The organism is Streptococcus caecimuris (genome assembly GCF_943193075.1).
In the GTDB taxonomy this organism is placed as follows: Bacteria; Bacillota; Bacilli; order Lactobacillales; family Streptococcaceae; genus Streptococcus; species Streptococcus caecimuris.
Genome location: NZ_CALPCT010000002.1, coordinates 133,289 through 148,038, shown reverse-complemented (window position 1 = coordinate 148,038; position 14,750 = coordinate 133,289). Strand labels below are relative to the sequence as shown.

The following is a 14,750-nucleotide window of genomic DNA, read 5'->3' as shown; positions in this document are numbered from 1 at the left end:
TATTAGTCGCTCACGATTTGCCTTCAGATCAAAAATCGATCCTGCTTTCAGAATACCGTAGCGAAAATTTGACTTTCCATTTCAGAAGGCATATACTTATATTAATCTGAGCTAAATAGTTTTAATTTTTTAAATGAACTGTCTTAAATTCAGATTAAAAAACTATTTACTTAACGGAGGTGACGCTATGTCATTAGAAGAAAAATTGAACCAAGTAAAAGGCTCTGTTAAAGAAGGCTTCGGTAAATTAACCGGCGATAAAAAAACAGAAGCTGAAGGCACTGCTGAAAAAGTTGCTTCAAAAGCAAAAGAAGTTGCTGAAGATGCAAAAGAAGCTGTTGAAGGAGCTATCAAGGGCGTTAAAAATATCTTTCATAAAGACGACAAATAGTCTTTAACATCCTAGACCCACTCTATTTTCTATCGTCATGTTTGACCGTGGAAGATAGGGTGTTTTTTGTTTTTCATTCATCTTAGGTATAGAAAAAAGAGCACCCCGAAAGGTGCTTTTTATAACGATTGTCTATCTTTAAAAGAAAGATTTACTAAATGGTGCTGCTTTACGATCTTTTCAGATTTTTGTGCTATCACTTTATCTTGAAACAGACTAAATGTTGATTGACTCATCCCTCTCAACATCGTCACCTCCATTTTCGACACCATTCATAGAAATCCCTGCTATTTAAAGTAACGTTTTGTTTTTCTTAATTGTGCAATATTGATATAGAGATGGATGACAGCCGTTATAAGGACACCAACTAACTGCACTTCACCAAGGATGATAGATAAGGCAAATAAGATGATATAGACAGATGGTAAGATTAGCTGATTGAGTTTGAACAAGATTAAATAAGCCTCTACCATTTCCGCCTGTTTCTCTCCCTCATCATAGGTTTCTAGATAGTCTAATACCTCTTTTGGTGTGGCTAAAATAGAGAGCTGGTAATTACGAATTTTGCTCGTTGTTTTGACACAAAAACTTCCAACAAGAATGGTTAATACTGCTAAGAGAAAAGCTGATATCGGTAAATCGTGGCTAGGCAACACTGTAACCAAACTGAAAAGCATACTAACTTGCAAAACATTGTAAGCAACTGTCCCAAAATCTAGAGAGCGATACATCTTGATATAAGCTCGCTCATTTAATTCATCATCTTCTTCTGCTAGGTAGCTATCATAAGCCTTCCTACTATTCATAATAAAATAAAGAGCTACTATGGTCGATAGTATTCCCAGACAGAAAAAGAAGGTTGTTAAAATAAACTGTACTTGCTCTTGAGAAATGTTTAAATGAAGATTCGTAAAGGCAACACCAAACATTCCGATTAAACCACCCAACAATAAACTTCCTAACAATAGTAATAAATGTTTCTTTTTCATTTTCTATCTTCTTTCTAAAATAAACCTAGCAGTCCTTGAACCAGAGCATGCCCAAATCCAAAAGTCGCCGTTAAAACTTGATCACCAAAACTATTCAGGAGAATGGCAACTAGATAGAAAAATAGAATCTTGTACCCTGATTTTTTGATGACTACTTCAAGAGATTCATTTCCCATCCAGCCAGCTAAAAAAGCATAACTTATCACTGTGAGAAGACTAATTTCTATCGAAGATAGAAAAAGCAAAACGGCTAATGCACGAATCATCAGAGGGTCTACATTGAAATAACGGGCGATACCGGCACAAACCCCTGCAATTTCTTTATGTTCGGTATCTACTTGAAAATCTGCCAAAAACTCTTTCATAATCTTACTCCTTTTATACTCTTTCTTTTACTTTCTTTTCTATCCGCTCAAATACTAAACTAAAAATCAAGCTACTCCAGAAAAAATAATTACTGTCTAAAATGTGAAACCATCCCAGCAAGGTCCCGATCATCATCGAAACATTTGCTATAAAGGCAATGATACAAAGATAATAAATTACTCTATATTTGTTCATGATTCTTCCTCCTCTAAGCGAAATACCGACTCTACTGGCTCATGAAATATCTGAGAGATTTTCAAGGCGATAATAATAGAGGGGGTATACTCATCACGCTCTAGCAAACTAATGGTCTGCCTAGATATACCTGCTAGCTTGGCAAGCTCAGTTTGGTTTAAACCATCACGAGCGCGAAGCTCTTTTAAACGATTATTTAGCTTCATATTTACCGATTGTCTATCAAATTCAGCCACTTCGCTTAGATATCCCCAAAATGGTAGAATTTGATTTTTCCTCCTTTGTTATTATATAAGATATTATTACCGATATCCTCATAGTTTCTCCGTTCAAAGTCTTATTTCTTTAACTTGATTACATTGTAACATATCTTTTTATTTTTGACAATGATATTAGTCAAAAATGTCATTATTTTTGTCATTTTGTAAATGATTTAGGTCAAAACTCTTATCCTGAATAAGAATTGATTTGATATTTTTCTAAATAGAGGTGAAATGGATACTTAAAATCAAAAAAATAACGGGGTGAACTTTGTATTTTGGAAACAAAAAAGACAGCCAAGAGAATACTCTTGAATGTCTGTAAACGTTGATAGTATCGTATTGATTAACGTTTTGAGAATTGTGAAGCTTTACGAGCTTTCTTAAAACCTGGTTTGGAAAGTATGAGTTTCAGTTGGATTAAAAATAGCGTAATATCAAGGTTTTTCAGAACGATATCTACTGATTCATTTCATAAAATTTGAATCAATATTTTTTAAACGGGGGAATAGTTTAGGTCTGTAAGTATTAAAATAATACACCTAACTTTGGTCACCGTTTTCTAGTTATTCACTCTTTTTTCAGATAGTGTTTTTAAAGTTATGATGTAAAATGCCGCAATCAAAACACTATACATCATAATCGGAGGATAGAGAATTAAGGATAGAATCAATCCCACTCCTTTAATTATTAGGTCAGGTATCAATAACTTTCTATATTGTGCGTTAGCTTCAAGTAATTCTTTCTGATCTATATTGGGTTTATCAATTACTTTATGTAAAAACCAGTTTGCTACCGTTGAAACAATAACGATCAGTCCATAAAAGAGCTGTGCCGTATGATTCATGAAATGACTACTAACTATTCCAGTAGCATAGGACATAAATGAAACAAAAAATAAAAGATACAAATCCTTTCAAATTCCTCCCTTTTCAACTTGGCTAACTTGACCTGCATTACCTAGGTCGCTTTGCTTTAAATTATACTTTTTTCTTAAACATTTGCTACGAGCAGGTCTTTCTTGTGAGTAATTTTCATCAAAAAATTTCATAGATAAGTCCTATATATAATCATGGAAAAGTAGTAAAAATAGTTGTTATCCTAGTTGATTAAAAAAATCTCTGATTTCCTCATCTTTTATAAAATAATATATAATTTTCCCCTCTCTTCTAGTATCCAAGATGTTTTGATTGGCTAGTTTACGAAGATGGTGAGAGGCAGATGCCATACTGAGATTTAGTAAACAGGCTATATCACAGACACAGAGTTCTTCAACAGCAAGGAGATAAAAGATGATATTTATCTGTTTATTATCGGTAAACTTTGATAAAATACGAAGTGATTTTTGGACTTTTTCCTTTTCAAGGTAGTTCGTTGCGGTTGTAACATTTTGTTGATTAATAACATCCACTTGACAGATACTATCTTTTTTCATATTTTTTTCTCCTAGCCGAACACAGCCCATAGCATGTCAAAGCTGTTGTTTTCAATCAGGATATACATCCCCAATCCTAAATAGACAACGGCAATAAACCATCTGCTATATTTTTCCAAAGTTTCTCCAACAGAAGGGACTTGTGCCAATTTTTGGGCAGAAAAAACCAAGAGATAAATCATGACTAGAAAAGTAAGTAAAGTCACTATCAAATTCGCTAAATTTAAGGTGGTAAAATATGGGACAAAGACACCAATATTGTCAGCGCCACAACTTGCAAAAGTAATCATAGCGACTAGAAAAATCAAGTTTTTATTGTCTTTTCGCAAACCATCTTTTGCAATAGCTTCTCCATCAGAATCTCCTAAAAGCAAAACTTTGAGGCCTAGGAAAATTGGAATCAAACCGAGTAAACCTAAAATCTCTTTACTAGGAATATAATTTAAGACAAATGCAAAAAGTAAACTTAGCAATATTAGACTAACAGAGCCTAGAAATTGTCCTAAATAGATGTTAATGATGTCTTTTCTGCTTTTTCTTTTGGCAAAAAATAACATTAGGATAATAAGTAAGTCTACGGCTGTCCCAGAATACAGGATTATTGAAGTAACAACATTTTGAACCATAAAGCACCTCATTCAAATATATTTTTGAATGTATTTTAACATTAAACTTTGTAGATGTCAACTTAAAATCCACCAATTAATAATTGCATGTCAATATTTGTATTGTGAAACTAGTTTCAGAAATATATAGTCTTAAAGTATGTCCACTGCCAATGGTTTTTTCAATATTTAAAAGGAGAGAACCAATTTGGTCCTCTCCAGGGTATAATTTTCCATCAACCCACTACAGTTGACAAAGAGCCGTTATTCTCAAATGAGACAACTCCTTTTAGTTTTTATAACCTCAGCTTCTCGGTCTCTTACCTACTTTTAATAGAAAGACTACGAAGGACGATTCTTAAAGTAGTCAGATTGTGCAATATCGAAAGATTAGATGGGCTTAACCAATTTAACAACCCAAATCCAATTAAACTTCCATTTATTACAACTGTTTCTTGAATATTTCTTTGAATTAATTTCTGCAACGATTCAGATAAAGAATTCAATTCCTCGAAGAAATCTAAACGATTATCTAATAATAAAATATCACTCATCTGCTTAGAAATATCAGCACTTTCATTCATCACAACCCCAATATCTGCAAGCGTCAAGGCAGCAGAGTCGTTTAACCCGTCTCCAACCATCAAAATAGTTCGGCCAGCTTTCTGTAATTCCTGAACCAACTGAAACTTACCATCTGGTTTTAAATCAGTATAAACGTTGTCAAATGGCAGATCTTTAACCAACTCTTCTGTTCTAGCCAACGTATCACCAGTTGCCAGAATCAGTTTTTTCCCTTGGCGCTTTAGCTTTTTCAATGCAACTTTCGCCTCGCTTCTCAAGGGAGTGTGGATACAAAACATCCCAATTAATTCTTTCTTATAAGCCAAAAACAATAAATTGTAATGAGTCTTATATTGCTCAATCAAGGCCAGCTGCTCAGAACTAATTCTTACCTGTTCGTCTTGCATTAGTACATAATTTCCAATGACAACCGATTGACCATCAATTTGCGATTTAATCCCTTTGCTTGCAACATACTGAAGCTTGCCATGCATTTCTTCGTGTTCAATGCCTTCAATTTCAGCTTGTTTAACAATTGCATTGGCAATAGGATGATAGATATGTTCCTCCAAACATGCACTTATTCTTAAAATATCTTTCTCAGTATAATCTCCGAAAGGAAGAACCTTTTCAACCAAAGGATAACTCGTCGTGATGGTACCCGTTTTATCAAACAAGAAAGTATCCACTTCCAGATATTTTTCTAATACATCACCATCTTTAATAACCATTTCTCGATTTAGACCTTCCTTTATGGCCGTAAGGTAGGCTACAGGTGTGGATATTTTTAGAGCACATGAAAAATCCACCAATAAAAAGGAAATGGCTTTTGAAAACGAACCTGTTAACAGATAAGTCAAACCAGCACCTAAGAAGTTATATTTTACAACCTTGTCTGCCATCCTAATAAAATGACGTTGTTTTGTCTTCTTACTCTCTTCAGATTTTTTCATCAGATTGATGAGTTGCAAAATACGACTGTTTATCTGATTATCAGTCACACGAATTCTTAACTCTCCTGTTTCCAAAACAGTATTCGCACATACAGAATCTCCCTCTTTCTTTTCAACAGGGAAGCTCTCTCCAGTCAAGGAACTCTCATTGACCATGCCTAATCCTGAAACCACTTGGCCGTCAAACAAGATTTCATTACCTTGGGAGACAACTAATACATCACCTACTTGAACATCAGAACTCTTGATGCTGATGACCATGTCTCCCCGCACTAAGAAAACATCACTTTCTTTAGCAAGAAGGCTTTGTTCCAAATCTGTTGCTGTTTTTTTTAAAGACCACTGATCCAGATGATTACCCAAATCAAGCATAAACATGATGTTGCTAGCTGTCTTGGATTGGTTCATAAACAAGGACAACAAAATGGCCGAACAGTCCAAGACCTCCATGGTTAGTTCCTTGCGCGCTAAAGTTTGATAGGCTTCTTTGACATAACCCAAAGCCTGATAACAAGTCCAAATATAACGAATAGGGTAGGGTACAAAACTTCGAAACAGCAAACGCTTAATCGCTGCACCCGATACAATTGAATAAGCACTCTCTTCTCTACGAATGGGAAGAGTCATCAAGTCCGAAACTTTCCCCTTGTCAATTTTTTTTAAAAAGGCCTCTGCATTTTCTAATACAGAGAAGCCTTCTTTCATACGTAGAGTAAAGTGCTGCTGATCCATATAAAACTGAATAGAGTCGATCCCTTTTTCATCTTTAGCCAAGGAACGAAGATAATCTTGAATATCCAAGGTCAGTGAAAACGAGGACGATAATCGGATATGTTGATATCCTCTGTGTAGCACTTTAAAAGACATATTATTCACCTGTCAGGCTATCTAATTGTTCTTCTTTCTTTTCCTGTTCGTATAAATATTTAGCGTCTTGTAAAACATCATCACCGTGTTGTTTTACAACAGAAACAGATGCATCCAGTCCATCTTTCAATTTGTAAGCTTTAGCCAAGGCCTTAGAATAGCCTTTCTTAGCTTCTTTACTTGCTAAGACTTTCAAGCCAAGCGTCCCAAATGCTACCCCTCCTAAGAAGAGAGATGATTTTTTCGCAACTTTTGCGACGTTTAATACTTCTTTTAACATGTTTATTTCCTCCTTGTAACTATTGTAGCGAAAAATGACAGCAAAAGCAATTGCTGATATCTGATATATAGATAAAATTCTCTATACTGATATTTAATTATATTATGATGAAAACAATATACTTTATTTTTTGATACTGTAAATAATTATGTGTAAACACTTAAGTAGAGTTACGGAGTGTTAATTAAATAAGCTTTCAAGTGTATCAGAACATTGACCAAACCCTTTATGGATTCGTTGACTTTGCTTGAAATTATAATCTTCAAACAACGTAACTAAGTAACGTTCCAGAGCCTCCTCATTAGGAAAAAGAACCTTCTTTTTCGTTTGATGTTTGATTTCTTTGTTAAGAGACTCAATGAGGTTTGTCGAATACATGCTGTGCCAAATCTGGTAGGGAAACTGATAAAAAGTTAAAAGATTATCCGTCTTCTCCAGACTTTCCATGACTTTCCTATACTTTGGTTTCCATTCGGCGAGAAAGTCCTCTAAAGCTTGTCCTGCCATTTCTAAATTTTCAGCACGATAAATCATTATAAATTGCCCCAGAATAACCGCTCTATCTGCTCGTTTCACTTTACTAGCTAGATTTCGACTAATATGAATTAAGCAACATTGTTGTTTAGCTAATGGGTGAGCCTGACTGATAATCTGCTCAAGCCCCTTAAAGCCATCTGTAACTACAAGAGAAATCTGTTGGATTCCTTGGTTTTGAAGCTTGTCTAACAGGGTGGACCAAGAAGCATTGTTTTCTTGAGGCAACTGTGCATAGCATATCTCTATGCGACTAAAGTCGCTAGAGCTATCCTAATTGCGCACCGCCAGTTCTCATAGAAAAAAACACCTTGCAAGATGCAAAGTGTTTTCGTTTGTATTCTGCTGTCCAGTAACGAATTAACGTTTACTAAATTGTGATGCTTTACGGGCCTTTTTCAAGCCTGGTTTGGAAAGTATGAATTTCAGTTGGACTAAAAACAGCGTAATATCAAGACTTTTCTCCGCTTTTATAAAAGCGTTTTTCCAATCAAATTCAACTAATTTTATCTAAATGGTGTGGATTTTACCCCCAAAATTACAGAGAATGGAGCTGATAAACACTAAACGTTCACACCATTAGTTAAATGATTTTTTTCATCATTTTTCTTAGATGATAGAACTTCTAATTTATTTCTTATTCAAGCAAAAACAACCTGCTATAAGTAAGAAAGAGGAAGATACAAGAAAAACACGGCGTAAAAACCGATTCAGTTCATTGTCCTCAATCCTTGTCTGCTTCATTTTCTTTTACGAGATCGTTTTGTGAATCTTTTTCAGAGAGTTTTTGATCAATATACTTGTCAATGTTTTCATAAAATTCCTTGGTCGCTTCACTATCTAATGTTGGCGAGTTCTGAACTTGATTCACTTTCAATTGAACAGATTGAATACCGTAAGAGGCTTGTTTTTGGTGGAGTGTTTCTAATTCTTCTTCTGAAATCGGATCTCCAACAACCGTCAAGACCAATTCATTGTTACTTGACTTGTAGACTTGATTAATAACCGTATAATTGGCGAACTCTTTTCCTACAAACTGTTTGATCCCTTCTTTGCGCGCTTGTTCTATTGTCAGAGTAACTGCCGAATAGCTAGCTGGAAGAATCAACAATACAATCAAAGAAATCAAGCCAATTCTCATTTTAATGCTCAGCTCTTTAAATGAAGTTAAAGGAGATTTTCTCATCAAAATTCTTGTTCCAACAATGTTGGCTAGCATGATAAAGACACAGTTGATCAAGAAAAGATAGAGAGCCCCCAATAAAAATCGTACATTCCCATTAGCTAAACCATAGCCAGCAGTACAGATAGGCGGCATCAAAGCTGTAGCAATGGCTACTCCTGGCACGATATTGTTTGCTTCTTTTTTCCTTGAACCGATCACACCAGCAATCCCACCAGCAATAGCAATGAGAACATCCCAAATGGTTGGAGAGGTTCGTGCGATCAACTCGCTACTTGCATAAGACAAGGGAGAAATCCAGAAATACAGAGTCGAGACAAGCAAACTGACCAACACTTGAGTCAATAAAACCTCTAGAGATTGCTTGATTAAACGCGTATCAAAAATAGCTAAACCGAATCCCAGTCCAACAATCGGTGTCATGAGAGGTGAAATTAACATGGCTCCAATAATAACAGCTGTTGAATTCATATTTAGACCGATAGAGGCAATAAAAATTGCACACATCAAAATCGCTGTATCTCTCAATCGAACATGAAGGTCATCGTATAATTTCTCACGGTATTCCCGTGTTGAATAATTGGCAGTCATTTGTCCTCTCCTCTTTCCTTATTTAAATCGGTATAATAATTAATAATAACAGCTGATAAACAGCCAAAAAATATGAGCCCATAAATCGTCAAGAAGACACTGGTAATCCTTCCAATCAAGGTCACAGCTAGGAGATCCCCGTAGCCGACAGTCGTCGAAGTCACAAAAGCATACCAAAGACCGTCTCCGTAATTTGTGATAGCAGGTTCAACTAGGAAAAGCACGCCTCCTGACCCAAAAACAAAGGTCACAAAACTCAGAGCAAACCGAGTAAAACCCGTAACCTGTATAATATGCCATAACATTTTTAAACGTCTCATTTGTTCTCCTTATTCATACTAGCTCCTGACCGAGCCGTTTTTTCCAATAATCAAAGTGAAGATAGGACATGATCTCCATCAGAGAAAGATAGACAAACTGATAGATCTGATTTAAGCTGATTATCAACTGATATTGTTTGAAAAATGACTGGAAGAAAGACCAGATATGACTGTCTTGAATCAGTCCCTTCTTAACATCAGACAGGATATTAGCTAAAGCTCCCAAGGACTGAAACGGTAAATCCTTGACATTTATATAGATCCGGTCCACCACATCATTCAGACTGGTATCTTGGATGGCATGAAATTCTCCAAAGAGAACTCCTGCCGCTCCAAGAGTAGAAACAAATTCCACCAAATAATTTCTGAGGAAATTTTCTCAACCTTTTCCCATAATGTGTTTAGTGCCATCCATAACGATCCCAACCAGAAAAAGGAAAGAAAACAAGCAAAGAAATTTTGCCGTAAATCCCAAAAAGCTTCAAGACTTGGTGTTGTTGGTTTTTCTAACTCTAAAATCAAGATGGTCATAATAATTGCTAGAACAGCATCTGTCAATACAATTAATCTGTCTTTCTTCATCGGATTGCATCCCCTTTCTTTTTTGTAACATTCTATCTTATCGCATAATATTGGATATTCTTTCATAATCCGACTACAAACAAAAATAAACCAAAAAGTCTGTCCCTATTATGCTATATTTAACTCTAGAAGTATTCATCCATCTAATTAATAAATATATCATATTTCACAATAAATGAATACTATCAAAGATTCATCCCCTTTCACTTCATCATTTAGTGTTGCTTAGATTTATCAAAAACAACCAAATTTGTATTAATTTCAAGTATCACCTAGTTACAAAAATTTGGGGTGAACAGAAAAAGCATCCCGTATTTTTGATACGAAATGCTTTCAATAAGTTTAAATAAGTTTTAACGTTTACTAAATTGTGATGCTTTACGAGCTTTTTTCAAGCCTGGTTTCTTACGTTCAACTTTACGTGAGTCACGTGTAAGAAGTCCTGCGCGTTTCAATGAATCGCGGAAGTCTGGGTCTACTTGAAGAAGGGCACGAGCGATACCGTGACGGATAGCTCCTGATTGACCAGCGTATCCACCACCTACAACGTTAACGAAAACGTCGTATGAACCTACAGTTGAAGTAACTGCGAATGGTTGGTTGATGACCAAACGAAGGTCAGCGTGTGGGATGTACTCTTCAACATCTTTTTTGTTAACAGTGATTTTACCAGTTCCTGGAACAAGGCGAACGCGTGCAACAGCGTTTTTACGACGTCCAGTACCTGCATATTGTGCTTGTGACATACTTTATTGTTCCTTTCCTTAGATAAGTCCTGAAATATCAAGAACTTCTGGTTGTTGTGCAGCGTGAGTGTGCTCAGCTCCAACGAATACTTTCAATTTCATACCTTGAGCGCGGCCAAGAGTATTGTGTGGAAGCATACCTTTAACTGATTTCTCGATCAAACGTACTGCATTTTTAGAACGAAGTTCACCAGCAGAGATTGATTTCAATCCACCTGGGTGGTTTGAGTGAGTGTAGTAGATCTTATCAGTTGCTTTTTTACCAGTCAATTTAACTTTTTCAGCATTGATAACGATTACGAAGTCACCTGTATCAGTGTGAGGTGTGAATGTTGGTTTGTTTTTTCCGCGAAGCACGCTAGCAACAACTGCTGAAAGGCGTCCAAGAGGTACATCAGTTGCGTCAACAACGTACCATTTGCGTTCTACTTGGCCTGGTTTAGCCATGAATGTAGTTTTGTTCATGATTTCTCCTATATGAATGTCGTTTTTGTTTACAGGGCGGATGTTCCGGTCCGCAAGTTATTTGAAAGGTTCCGGGGCCTTACAAATGGGGTAAACAATACCGCCTACTATTGTATCAAAATTCTAAGATAAAAGTCAACCGATTTGGAAAATTATTTGCGATTTTCTTTTCCAATGACAAATCCGATCAAGGAATTCGGGCCGACGTGGGCTGAAATAACCGGTCCAAGAGGCATCACGAGAACTTCATCGATGCCTTCAAGCGCAAGCATTTCTTGCTTCAGTGCTTCGGCTCCTTCTAGATCGTTGGTATAAGATACCAAGGCTGTGCTTTCACCGATATCTGCTTTGATCAGCTCCAGTAATTCCCGGACAGCTTTTTTGCGTCCCCGAACCTTGCTAATAGGGACTAATTTCCCTTCCGCATCTATCCAGAGAATGGGTTTGATGCTGGCCAAACTTCCCATGATCGCGGCACTTTTTGAGAGACGGCCGCCACGCATGAGGTGGTAGAGGTCATCAACTAGGAAATAAGTCCGCAGTTTTGGCGCTAGGTCCATGATTTCTTCTTTGGCTTCTGCTAATGAACGACCTGCATCACGCGCAGCTACTGCTCGCATGACCAGATAACCCTCTCCAATCCCAGCAGCCTTCTGATCGACAATCTCGATCACGGCTTCCGGGTAGTCTTCTAAAACCAGGTCTCGTGCCATGACTGCACTCTGATAGGTCCCAGATAAGACTGATGAAAAGGCCACATAAAGCAGATCTTTTCCTTCTTTGGCAAATTGTTTAAAGGTTTCCTGAAATTGGCCCACATTGACCTGACTGGTTGTCGGTTTGGCCCCATTTTTCATGGCTTCTAAAAGCTCCGGGCTGGTCAATTGAGCTTGGCCTACTGTCTGGTAAACCGTCCCATCTAACTCAATGGTCAAGCCAAGAATGGTCACCTGATGTTCCTTGGCCCAGTTTTGGTCTAAATCTGCGGTCGAATCGGTTAAAATAGCAAATGTCATTACTTGTCTCCCATCATTTCTTGTAATTGTCGCAATACTTCGTGATCGAGCGGTCGCATGGGTGGTTTTTGATCGTTAACCACTCGCTGCGCTTGATTGAGGTTTCCTTTGACGACTGCGACCCGTTTTTCTAACTCTCTGGCAGATACCCGAAGAGCTCCTTGAGCAAAGACGGTCCATTGCTCATTTAAGTCACTGGTCGCTACTGATACTTGGTGGAGGGGCGTGTTAAGCTCTGCCGCCAAGCGCTCGATATAGTCATCTGCCGTCTCATCCTCACCGGTAAAGACCACCTGAACATTGAACTCCTCATAGGTCTGCCGCACTCCTGGCATATACTGGGCATCAAAGACACAGATGACTTCGATTCCTTCAAAGCTAGCATAGTGGCTCAGTTTTTGCAGGAGGATATTGCGGGCTGCATCGAGCTCACTTTTTTGAAAGAGCTGGCGGGTCTCCTGCCAAAAGGCAATCATATTATAGCCGTCAACCAATAAGATTTTTCGTTTCATATCATTGCCTTTCTAGGATTATAGTCGATTGCGAAAGACCTCATACATAAGGATGGCTGCTGCCACACTGGCATTGAGGCTTTGCACATGACCATTCATGGGAATGGTGATCATCTCATCGACTTGTTTTTTGATATTGGCTGAGATCCCTTTTCCTTCATTGCCAATGATCAAGGCTAACTTGCCAGCCGTATTCCACTGATGAGATGGCGTGCCGTTCATGTCGGTTCCAAAGATCCAGAAGCCCTCTTCCTTTAGCTTGTCTAAGGTTTGGCTAAGATTGGTCACACGCGCAATGGGAATGTGTTCCACTGCTCCGGTAGAAGTTTTTGACACCACTGGGGTCACCCCAACCGCTCGGTGCTTAGGAATGATGACTCCTGAGACATTGGTCGCATCAGCTGTCCGCAAGATAGATCCAAGATTGTGCGGATCTGTTAAGCCATCGAGAATCAATAAAAGCGGGTTCTCTTCTTGGGCTGTCTGTTTCAGAATCGCTGCCAAGTCGGTGTAAGCAAAGGCTGCCACTCGAAGAACAAAGCCTTGGTGAACAGCTCCTTCTGTCATTTCCTGCAGGGTTTTCTTTGGCGTCCAAGAAATCGACACTTTTTTCTCAGCTGCTAAGGCCTTGATCTTGTCGACATTTTTCCCTCGGAGGTCTTCTTGAATATATAATTTATTGCCTGTATTGGCTTGTAAAGCCTCGGTGACTGCATGGACACCGTATACGATATCGTTATTTTCCATAGAACTAGTATACCATAAGAAAGGAGGATGAGGCCAATTCATGATATAATGAAATGAAATCTATCTCAGCGAAACTAGTAAAATAGAAAGGAAACCATGCCTCTTTTTCAACGAACCATTAAGCTCACCTTGGCCACCTGTTTAGCAGCTGCCCTTGCTTATGCTCTGGGCTTGACCTATGCCATCTCAGCTGGCGTCATTGCCATCTTGAGCATCTCTGATACGCGTCGCAGTACCATCAAGCAAGCCTACCAGCGCTTTATGTCGACCTTGCTAGCCCTTGCTATCGGAAGTCTCGCTTTTTCCTTTTTTGGATTCAACCTCTGGGCACTGGGAGTTTTTATCGCTCTCTATGTTCCTGGTGCCTTTCTATTGGGTTGGCAGATCGGTATCACCCCTAGTACGGTGTTGGTTACCCACCTCTTGATTGAGCAGTCTACCTCCTGGGGGCTCTTGCTCAATGAACTTGCTCTCTTTTTAATTGGGACCAGCTTTGCCTTGCTGGCCAATCTCTATATGCCTTCTAATCAGGGAGCGATCGATCACTACCATGATGTTGTTGAAGACCAACTGAAAAAGATCCTTGGTCGTTTTGCGGAATTACTTAGTAAAGGGGATGGTCGCAATGATGCTCGCTTGATTAAGGAGTTGGATGGTATCCTAAAGGACGCTTTGAAGCTAGTTTATCTGGACCATTCCAACCACCTCTTTCACCAAACCAACTACCATATTCACTACTTCGAAATGCGCAAGCGGCAAAACGATATTCTGCGGGATATGGCAGAAAACGTCAACCGCTGTCAGTTGGCGGCGAGTGAAAGCATAATCCTAGCTCAACTTTTTAAGAAAACGGCCCAACAGTTAAGCCAGAAAAATCCTGCCCAAGATCTTCTAGATGATATTAGTCAGTATTTGGCGATCTTTCGCGAACGTCCTCTTCCTAAGACCCGTGAAGAATTCGAAACACGCGCCACCTTGCTCCAACTCTTAAGAGACTTAGAAACTTTTATCCAGGTCAAGGTTGATTTTTACCAACAATTTCATAAGGAGACAGAATAGACAAAAAGGCCCTTGCAAGATGCAAAGGCTTTTTTATTCGGGGTTTTGTTGTAAACACTTTCCTAAAATGGTATACTAGAAACGGAAAAT

The 14,750-nt window shown here is 38.1% G+C and carries 21 protein-coding genes and 1 pseudogene; 2 read left to right on the top strand and 20 right to left on the bottom strand.

What is annotated here, in order from left to right:
• Positions 1-187: 187 nt before the first annotated feature.
• Positions 188-391, top strand: coding sequence for a CsbD family protein (locus NFR56_RS01560; RefSeq protein WP_003016236.1), 204 nt, complete (start codon positions 188-190; stop codon positions 389-391).
• Between the two features lie 287 nt (positions 392-678).
• Here NFR56_RS01560 and NFR56_RS01555 read toward each other — a convergent pair whose 3' ends face one another.
• The 20 genes and pseudogenes from NFR56_RS01555 to rlmB all read right to left on the bottom strand — a co-directional run bounded on the left by NFR56_RS01555 (position 679) and on the right by rlmB (position 13,601).
• Positions 679-1,380 (bottom strand): DUF3169 family protein, encoded by a 702-nt coding sequence (locus NFR56_RS01555; protein WP_251457228.1) that lies wholly within the window; start codon positions 1,378-1,380, stop codon positions 679-681.
• A gap of 14 nt (positions 1,381-1,394) precedes the next feature.
• Entirely contained in the window at positions 1,395-1,745 is a 351-nt protein-coding gene (locus NFR56_RS01550; RefSeq protein ID WP_049499704.1) for a PspC domain-containing protein, read from the bottom strand.
• 13 nt (positions 1,746-1,758) lie between these two features.
• Complete coding sequence (locus tag NFR56_RS01545) at positions 1,759-1,941, bottom strand: hypothetical protein (RefSeq protein WP_061591346.1); 183 nt, start codon at positions 1,939-1,941, stop codon at positions 1,759-1,761.
• A complete protein-coding gene (locus NFR56_RS01540; RefSeq protein WP_251457260.1) occupies positions 1,938-2,147 on the bottom strand; it encodes a helix-turn-helix transcriptional regulator in 210 nt (69 codons plus the stop codon). Before NFR56_RS01540 ends, NFR56_RS01545 begins: the two co-directional genes overlap by 4 nt.
• Positions 2,148-2,763: 616 nt before the next feature.
• Positions 2,764-3,048 carry a hypothetical protein gene (locus NFR56_RS01535; RefSeq protein WP_227038813.1) on the bottom strand — a complete coding sequence of 95 codons (285 nt, stop codon included), beginning with the start codon at positions 3,046-3,048 and terminating at the stop codon, positions 2,764-2,766.
• A gap of 69 nt (positions 3,049-3,117) precedes the next feature.
• Entirely contained in the window at positions 3,118-3,252 is a 135-nt protein-coding gene (locus tag NFR56_RS09855; protein WP_003004655.1) for a hypothetical protein, read from the bottom strand.
• Between the two features lie 45 nt (positions 3,253-3,297).
• Complete coding sequence (cadX, locus tag NFR56_RS01530) at positions 3,298-3,636, bottom strand: Cd(II)/Zn(II)-sensing metalloregulatory transcriptional regulator CadX (RefSeq protein WP_000711078.1); 339 nt, start codon at positions 3,634-3,636, stop codon at positions 3,298-3,300.
• Positions 3,637-3,647: 11 nt separating this feature from the next.
• Positions 3,648-4,262 carry a CadD family cadmium resistance transporter gene (locus tag NFR56_RS01525; RefSeq protein WP_338146941.1) on the bottom strand — a complete coding sequence of 205 codons (615 nt, stop codon included), beginning with the start codon at positions 4,260-4,262 and terminating at the stop codon, positions 3,648-3,650.
• Between the two features lie 299 nt (positions 4,263-4,561).
• Positions 4,562-6,625 carry a heavy metal translocating P-type ATPase gene (locus NFR56_RS01520; protein WP_002893754.1) on the bottom strand — a complete coding sequence of 688 codons (2,064 nt, stop codon included), beginning with the start codon at positions 6,623-6,625 and terminating at the stop codon, positions 4,562-4,564.
• Between the two features lies 1 nt (position 6,626).
• A complete protein-coding gene (locus NFR56_RS01515) occupies positions 6,627-6,905 on the bottom strand; it encodes a DUF6110 family protein (RefSeq protein WP_002893755.1) in 279 nt (92 codons plus the stop codon).
• Between the two features lie 180 nt (positions 6,906-7,085).
• Positions 7,086-7,676 (bottom strand): annotated as a pseudogene (locus NFR56_RS01510) (IS256 family transposase); the annotation flags it as partial.
• Between the two features lie 487 nt (positions 7,677-8,163).
• Entirely contained in the window at positions 8,164-9,213 is a 1,050-nt protein-coding gene (locus NFR56_RS01505) for a DUF389 domain-containing protein (protein WP_000126416.1), read from the bottom strand.
• Entirely contained in the window at positions 9,210-9,533 is a 324-nt protein-coding gene (locus tag NFR56_RS01500) for a potassium channel family protein (protein ID WP_001253404.1), read from the bottom strand. Before NFR56_RS01500 ends, NFR56_RS01505 begins: the two co-directional genes overlap by 4 nt.
• Positions 9,534-9,546: 13 nt before the next feature.
• On the bottom strand, positions 9,547-9,888 hold the full coding sequence (locus tag NFR56_RS01495; RefSeq protein WP_000397556.1) for a hypothetical protein: 342 nt from the start codon (positions 9,886-9,888) through the stop codon (positions 9,547-9,549).
• Positions 9,813-10,115 (bottom strand): TMEM175 family protein, encoded by a 303-nt coding sequence (locus NFR56_RS01490; RefSeq protein ID WP_004240734.1) that lies wholly within the window; start codon positions 10,113-10,115, stop codon positions 9,813-9,815. The genes NFR56_RS01495 and NFR56_RS01490 overlap by 76 nt, the downstream gene beginning before the upstream one ends.
• Before the next feature lie 353 nt (positions 10,116-10,468).
• Positions 10,469-10,861 (bottom strand): 30S ribosomal protein S9, encoded by a 393-nt coding sequence (rpsI, locus tag NFR56_RS01485; protein ID WP_000075973.1) that lies wholly within the window; start codon positions 10,859-10,861, stop codon positions 10,469-10,471.
• Positions 10,862-10,879: 18 nt separating this feature from the next.
• On the bottom strand, positions 10,880-11,326 hold the full coding sequence (gene rplM / locus NFR56_RS01480; RefSeq protein ID WP_002876943.1) for a 50S ribosomal protein L13: 447 nt from the start codon (positions 11,324-11,326) through the stop codon (positions 10,880-10,882).
• Between the two features lie 152 nt (positions 11,327-11,478).
• Positions 11,479-12,342 (bottom strand): DegV family protein, encoded by an 864-nt coding sequence (locus tag NFR56_RS01475; protein ID WP_003010076.1) that lies wholly within the window; start codon positions 12,340-12,342, stop codon positions 11,479-11,481.
• The gene (locus NFR56_RS01470) at positions 12,342-12,854 is read right to left on the bottom strand and encodes an NYN domain-containing protein (RefSeq protein WP_003004212.1); all 513 of its coding nucleotides are present in this window, start codon (positions 12,852-12,854) and stop codon (positions 12,342-12,344) included. Before NFR56_RS01470 ends, NFR56_RS01475 begins: the two co-directional genes overlap by 1 nt.
• A gap of 18 nt (positions 12,855-12,872) precedes the next feature.
• Positions 12,873-13,601, bottom strand: coding sequence for a 23S rRNA (guanosine(2251)-2'-O)-methyltransferase RlmB (gene rlmB / locus NFR56_RS01465; RefSeq protein WP_003010074.1), 729 nt, complete (start codon positions 13,599-13,601; stop codon positions 12,873-12,875).
• 96 nt (positions 13,602-13,697) lie between these two features.
• Between rlmB and NFR56_RS01460 the strand changes: the two genes are divergently transcribed.
• On the top strand, positions 13,698-14,660 hold the full coding sequence (locus NFR56_RS01460) for an aromatic acid exporter family protein (RefSeq protein WP_070594805.1): 963 nt from the start codon (positions 13,698-13,700) through the stop codon (positions 14,658-14,660).
• Positions 14,661-14,750 lie beyond the last annotated feature (90 nt).

Coding starts and splice junctions, on each gene's coding strand:
- NFR56_RS01555 (WP_251457228.1), bottom strand. CDS start 1,380: ATGAAAAAGAAACATTTATTACTATTGTTAGGAAGTTTATTGTTGGGT.
- NFR56_RS01470 (WP_003004212.1), bottom strand. CDS start 12,854: ATGAAACGAAAAATCTTATTGGTTGACGGCTATAATATGATTGCCTTT.
- NFR56_RS01460 (WP_070594805.1), top strand. CDS start 13,698: ATGCCTCTTTTTCAACGAACCATTAAGCTCACCTTGGCCACCTGTTTA.
- cadX (WP_000711078.1), bottom strand. CDS start 3,636: ATGAAAAAAGATAGTATCTGTCAAGTGGATGTTATTAATCAACAAAAT.
- NFR56_RS01545 (WP_061591346.1), bottom strand. CDS start 1,941: ATGAACAAATATAGAGTAATTTATTATCTTTGTATCATTGCCTTTATA.
- NFR56_RS01515 (WP_002893755.1), bottom strand. CDS start 6,905: ATGTTAAAAGAAGTATTAAACGTCGCAAAAGTTGCGAAAAAATCATCT.
- rplM (WP_002876943.1), bottom strand. CDS start 11,326: ATGAACAAAACTACATTCATGGCTAAACCAGGCCAAGTAGAACGCAAA.
- NFR56_RS01525 (WP_338146941.1), bottom strand. CDS start 4,262: ATGGTTCAAAATGTTGTTACTTCAATAATCCTGTATTCTGGGACAGCC.
- NFR56_RS01535 (WP_227038813.1), bottom strand. CDS start 3,048: ATGAATCATACGGCACAGCTCTTTTATGGACTGATCGTTATTGTTTCA.
- NFR56_RS01490 (WP_004240734.1), bottom strand. CDS start 10,115: ATGAAGAAAGACAGATTAATTGTATTGACAGATGCTGTTCTAGCAATT.
- NFR56_RS01560 (WP_003016236.1), top strand. CDS start 188: ATGTCATTAGAAGAAAAATTGAACCAAGTAAAAGGCTCTGTTAAAGAA.
- NFR56_RS01500 (WP_001253404.1), bottom strand. CDS start 9,533: ATGAGACGTTTAAAAATGTTATGGCATATTATACAGGTTACGGGTTTT.
- NFR56_RS01540 (WP_251457260.1), bottom strand. CDS start 2,147: ATGAAGCTAAATAATCGTTTAAAAGAGCTTCGCGCTCGTGATGGTTTA.
- NFR56_RS09855 (WP_003004655.1), bottom strand. CDS start 3,252: ATGAAATTTTTTGATGAAAATTACTCACAAGAAAGACCTGCTCGTAGC.
- rlmB (WP_003010074.1), bottom strand. CDS start 13,601: ATGGAAAATAACGATATCGTATACGGTGTCCATGCAGTCACCGAGGCT.
- NFR56_RS01505 (WP_000126416.1), bottom strand. CDS start 9,213: ATGACTGCCAATTATTCAACACGGGAATACCGTGAGAAATTATACGAT.
- NFR56_RS01475 (WP_003010076.1), bottom strand. CDS start 12,342: ATGACATTTGCTATTTTAACCGATTCGACCGCAGATTTAGACCAAAAC.
- rpsI (WP_000075973.1), bottom strand. CDS start 10,861: ATGTCACAAGCACAATATGCAGGTACTGGACGTCGTAAAAACGCTGTT.
- NFR56_RS01550 (WP_049499704.1), bottom strand. CDS start 1,745: ATGAAAGAGTTTTTGGCAGATTTTCAAGTAGATACCGAACATAAAGAA.
- NFR56_RS01520 (WP_002893754.1), bottom strand. CDS start 6,625: ATGTCTTTTAAAGTGCTACACAGAGGATATCAACATATCCGATTATCG.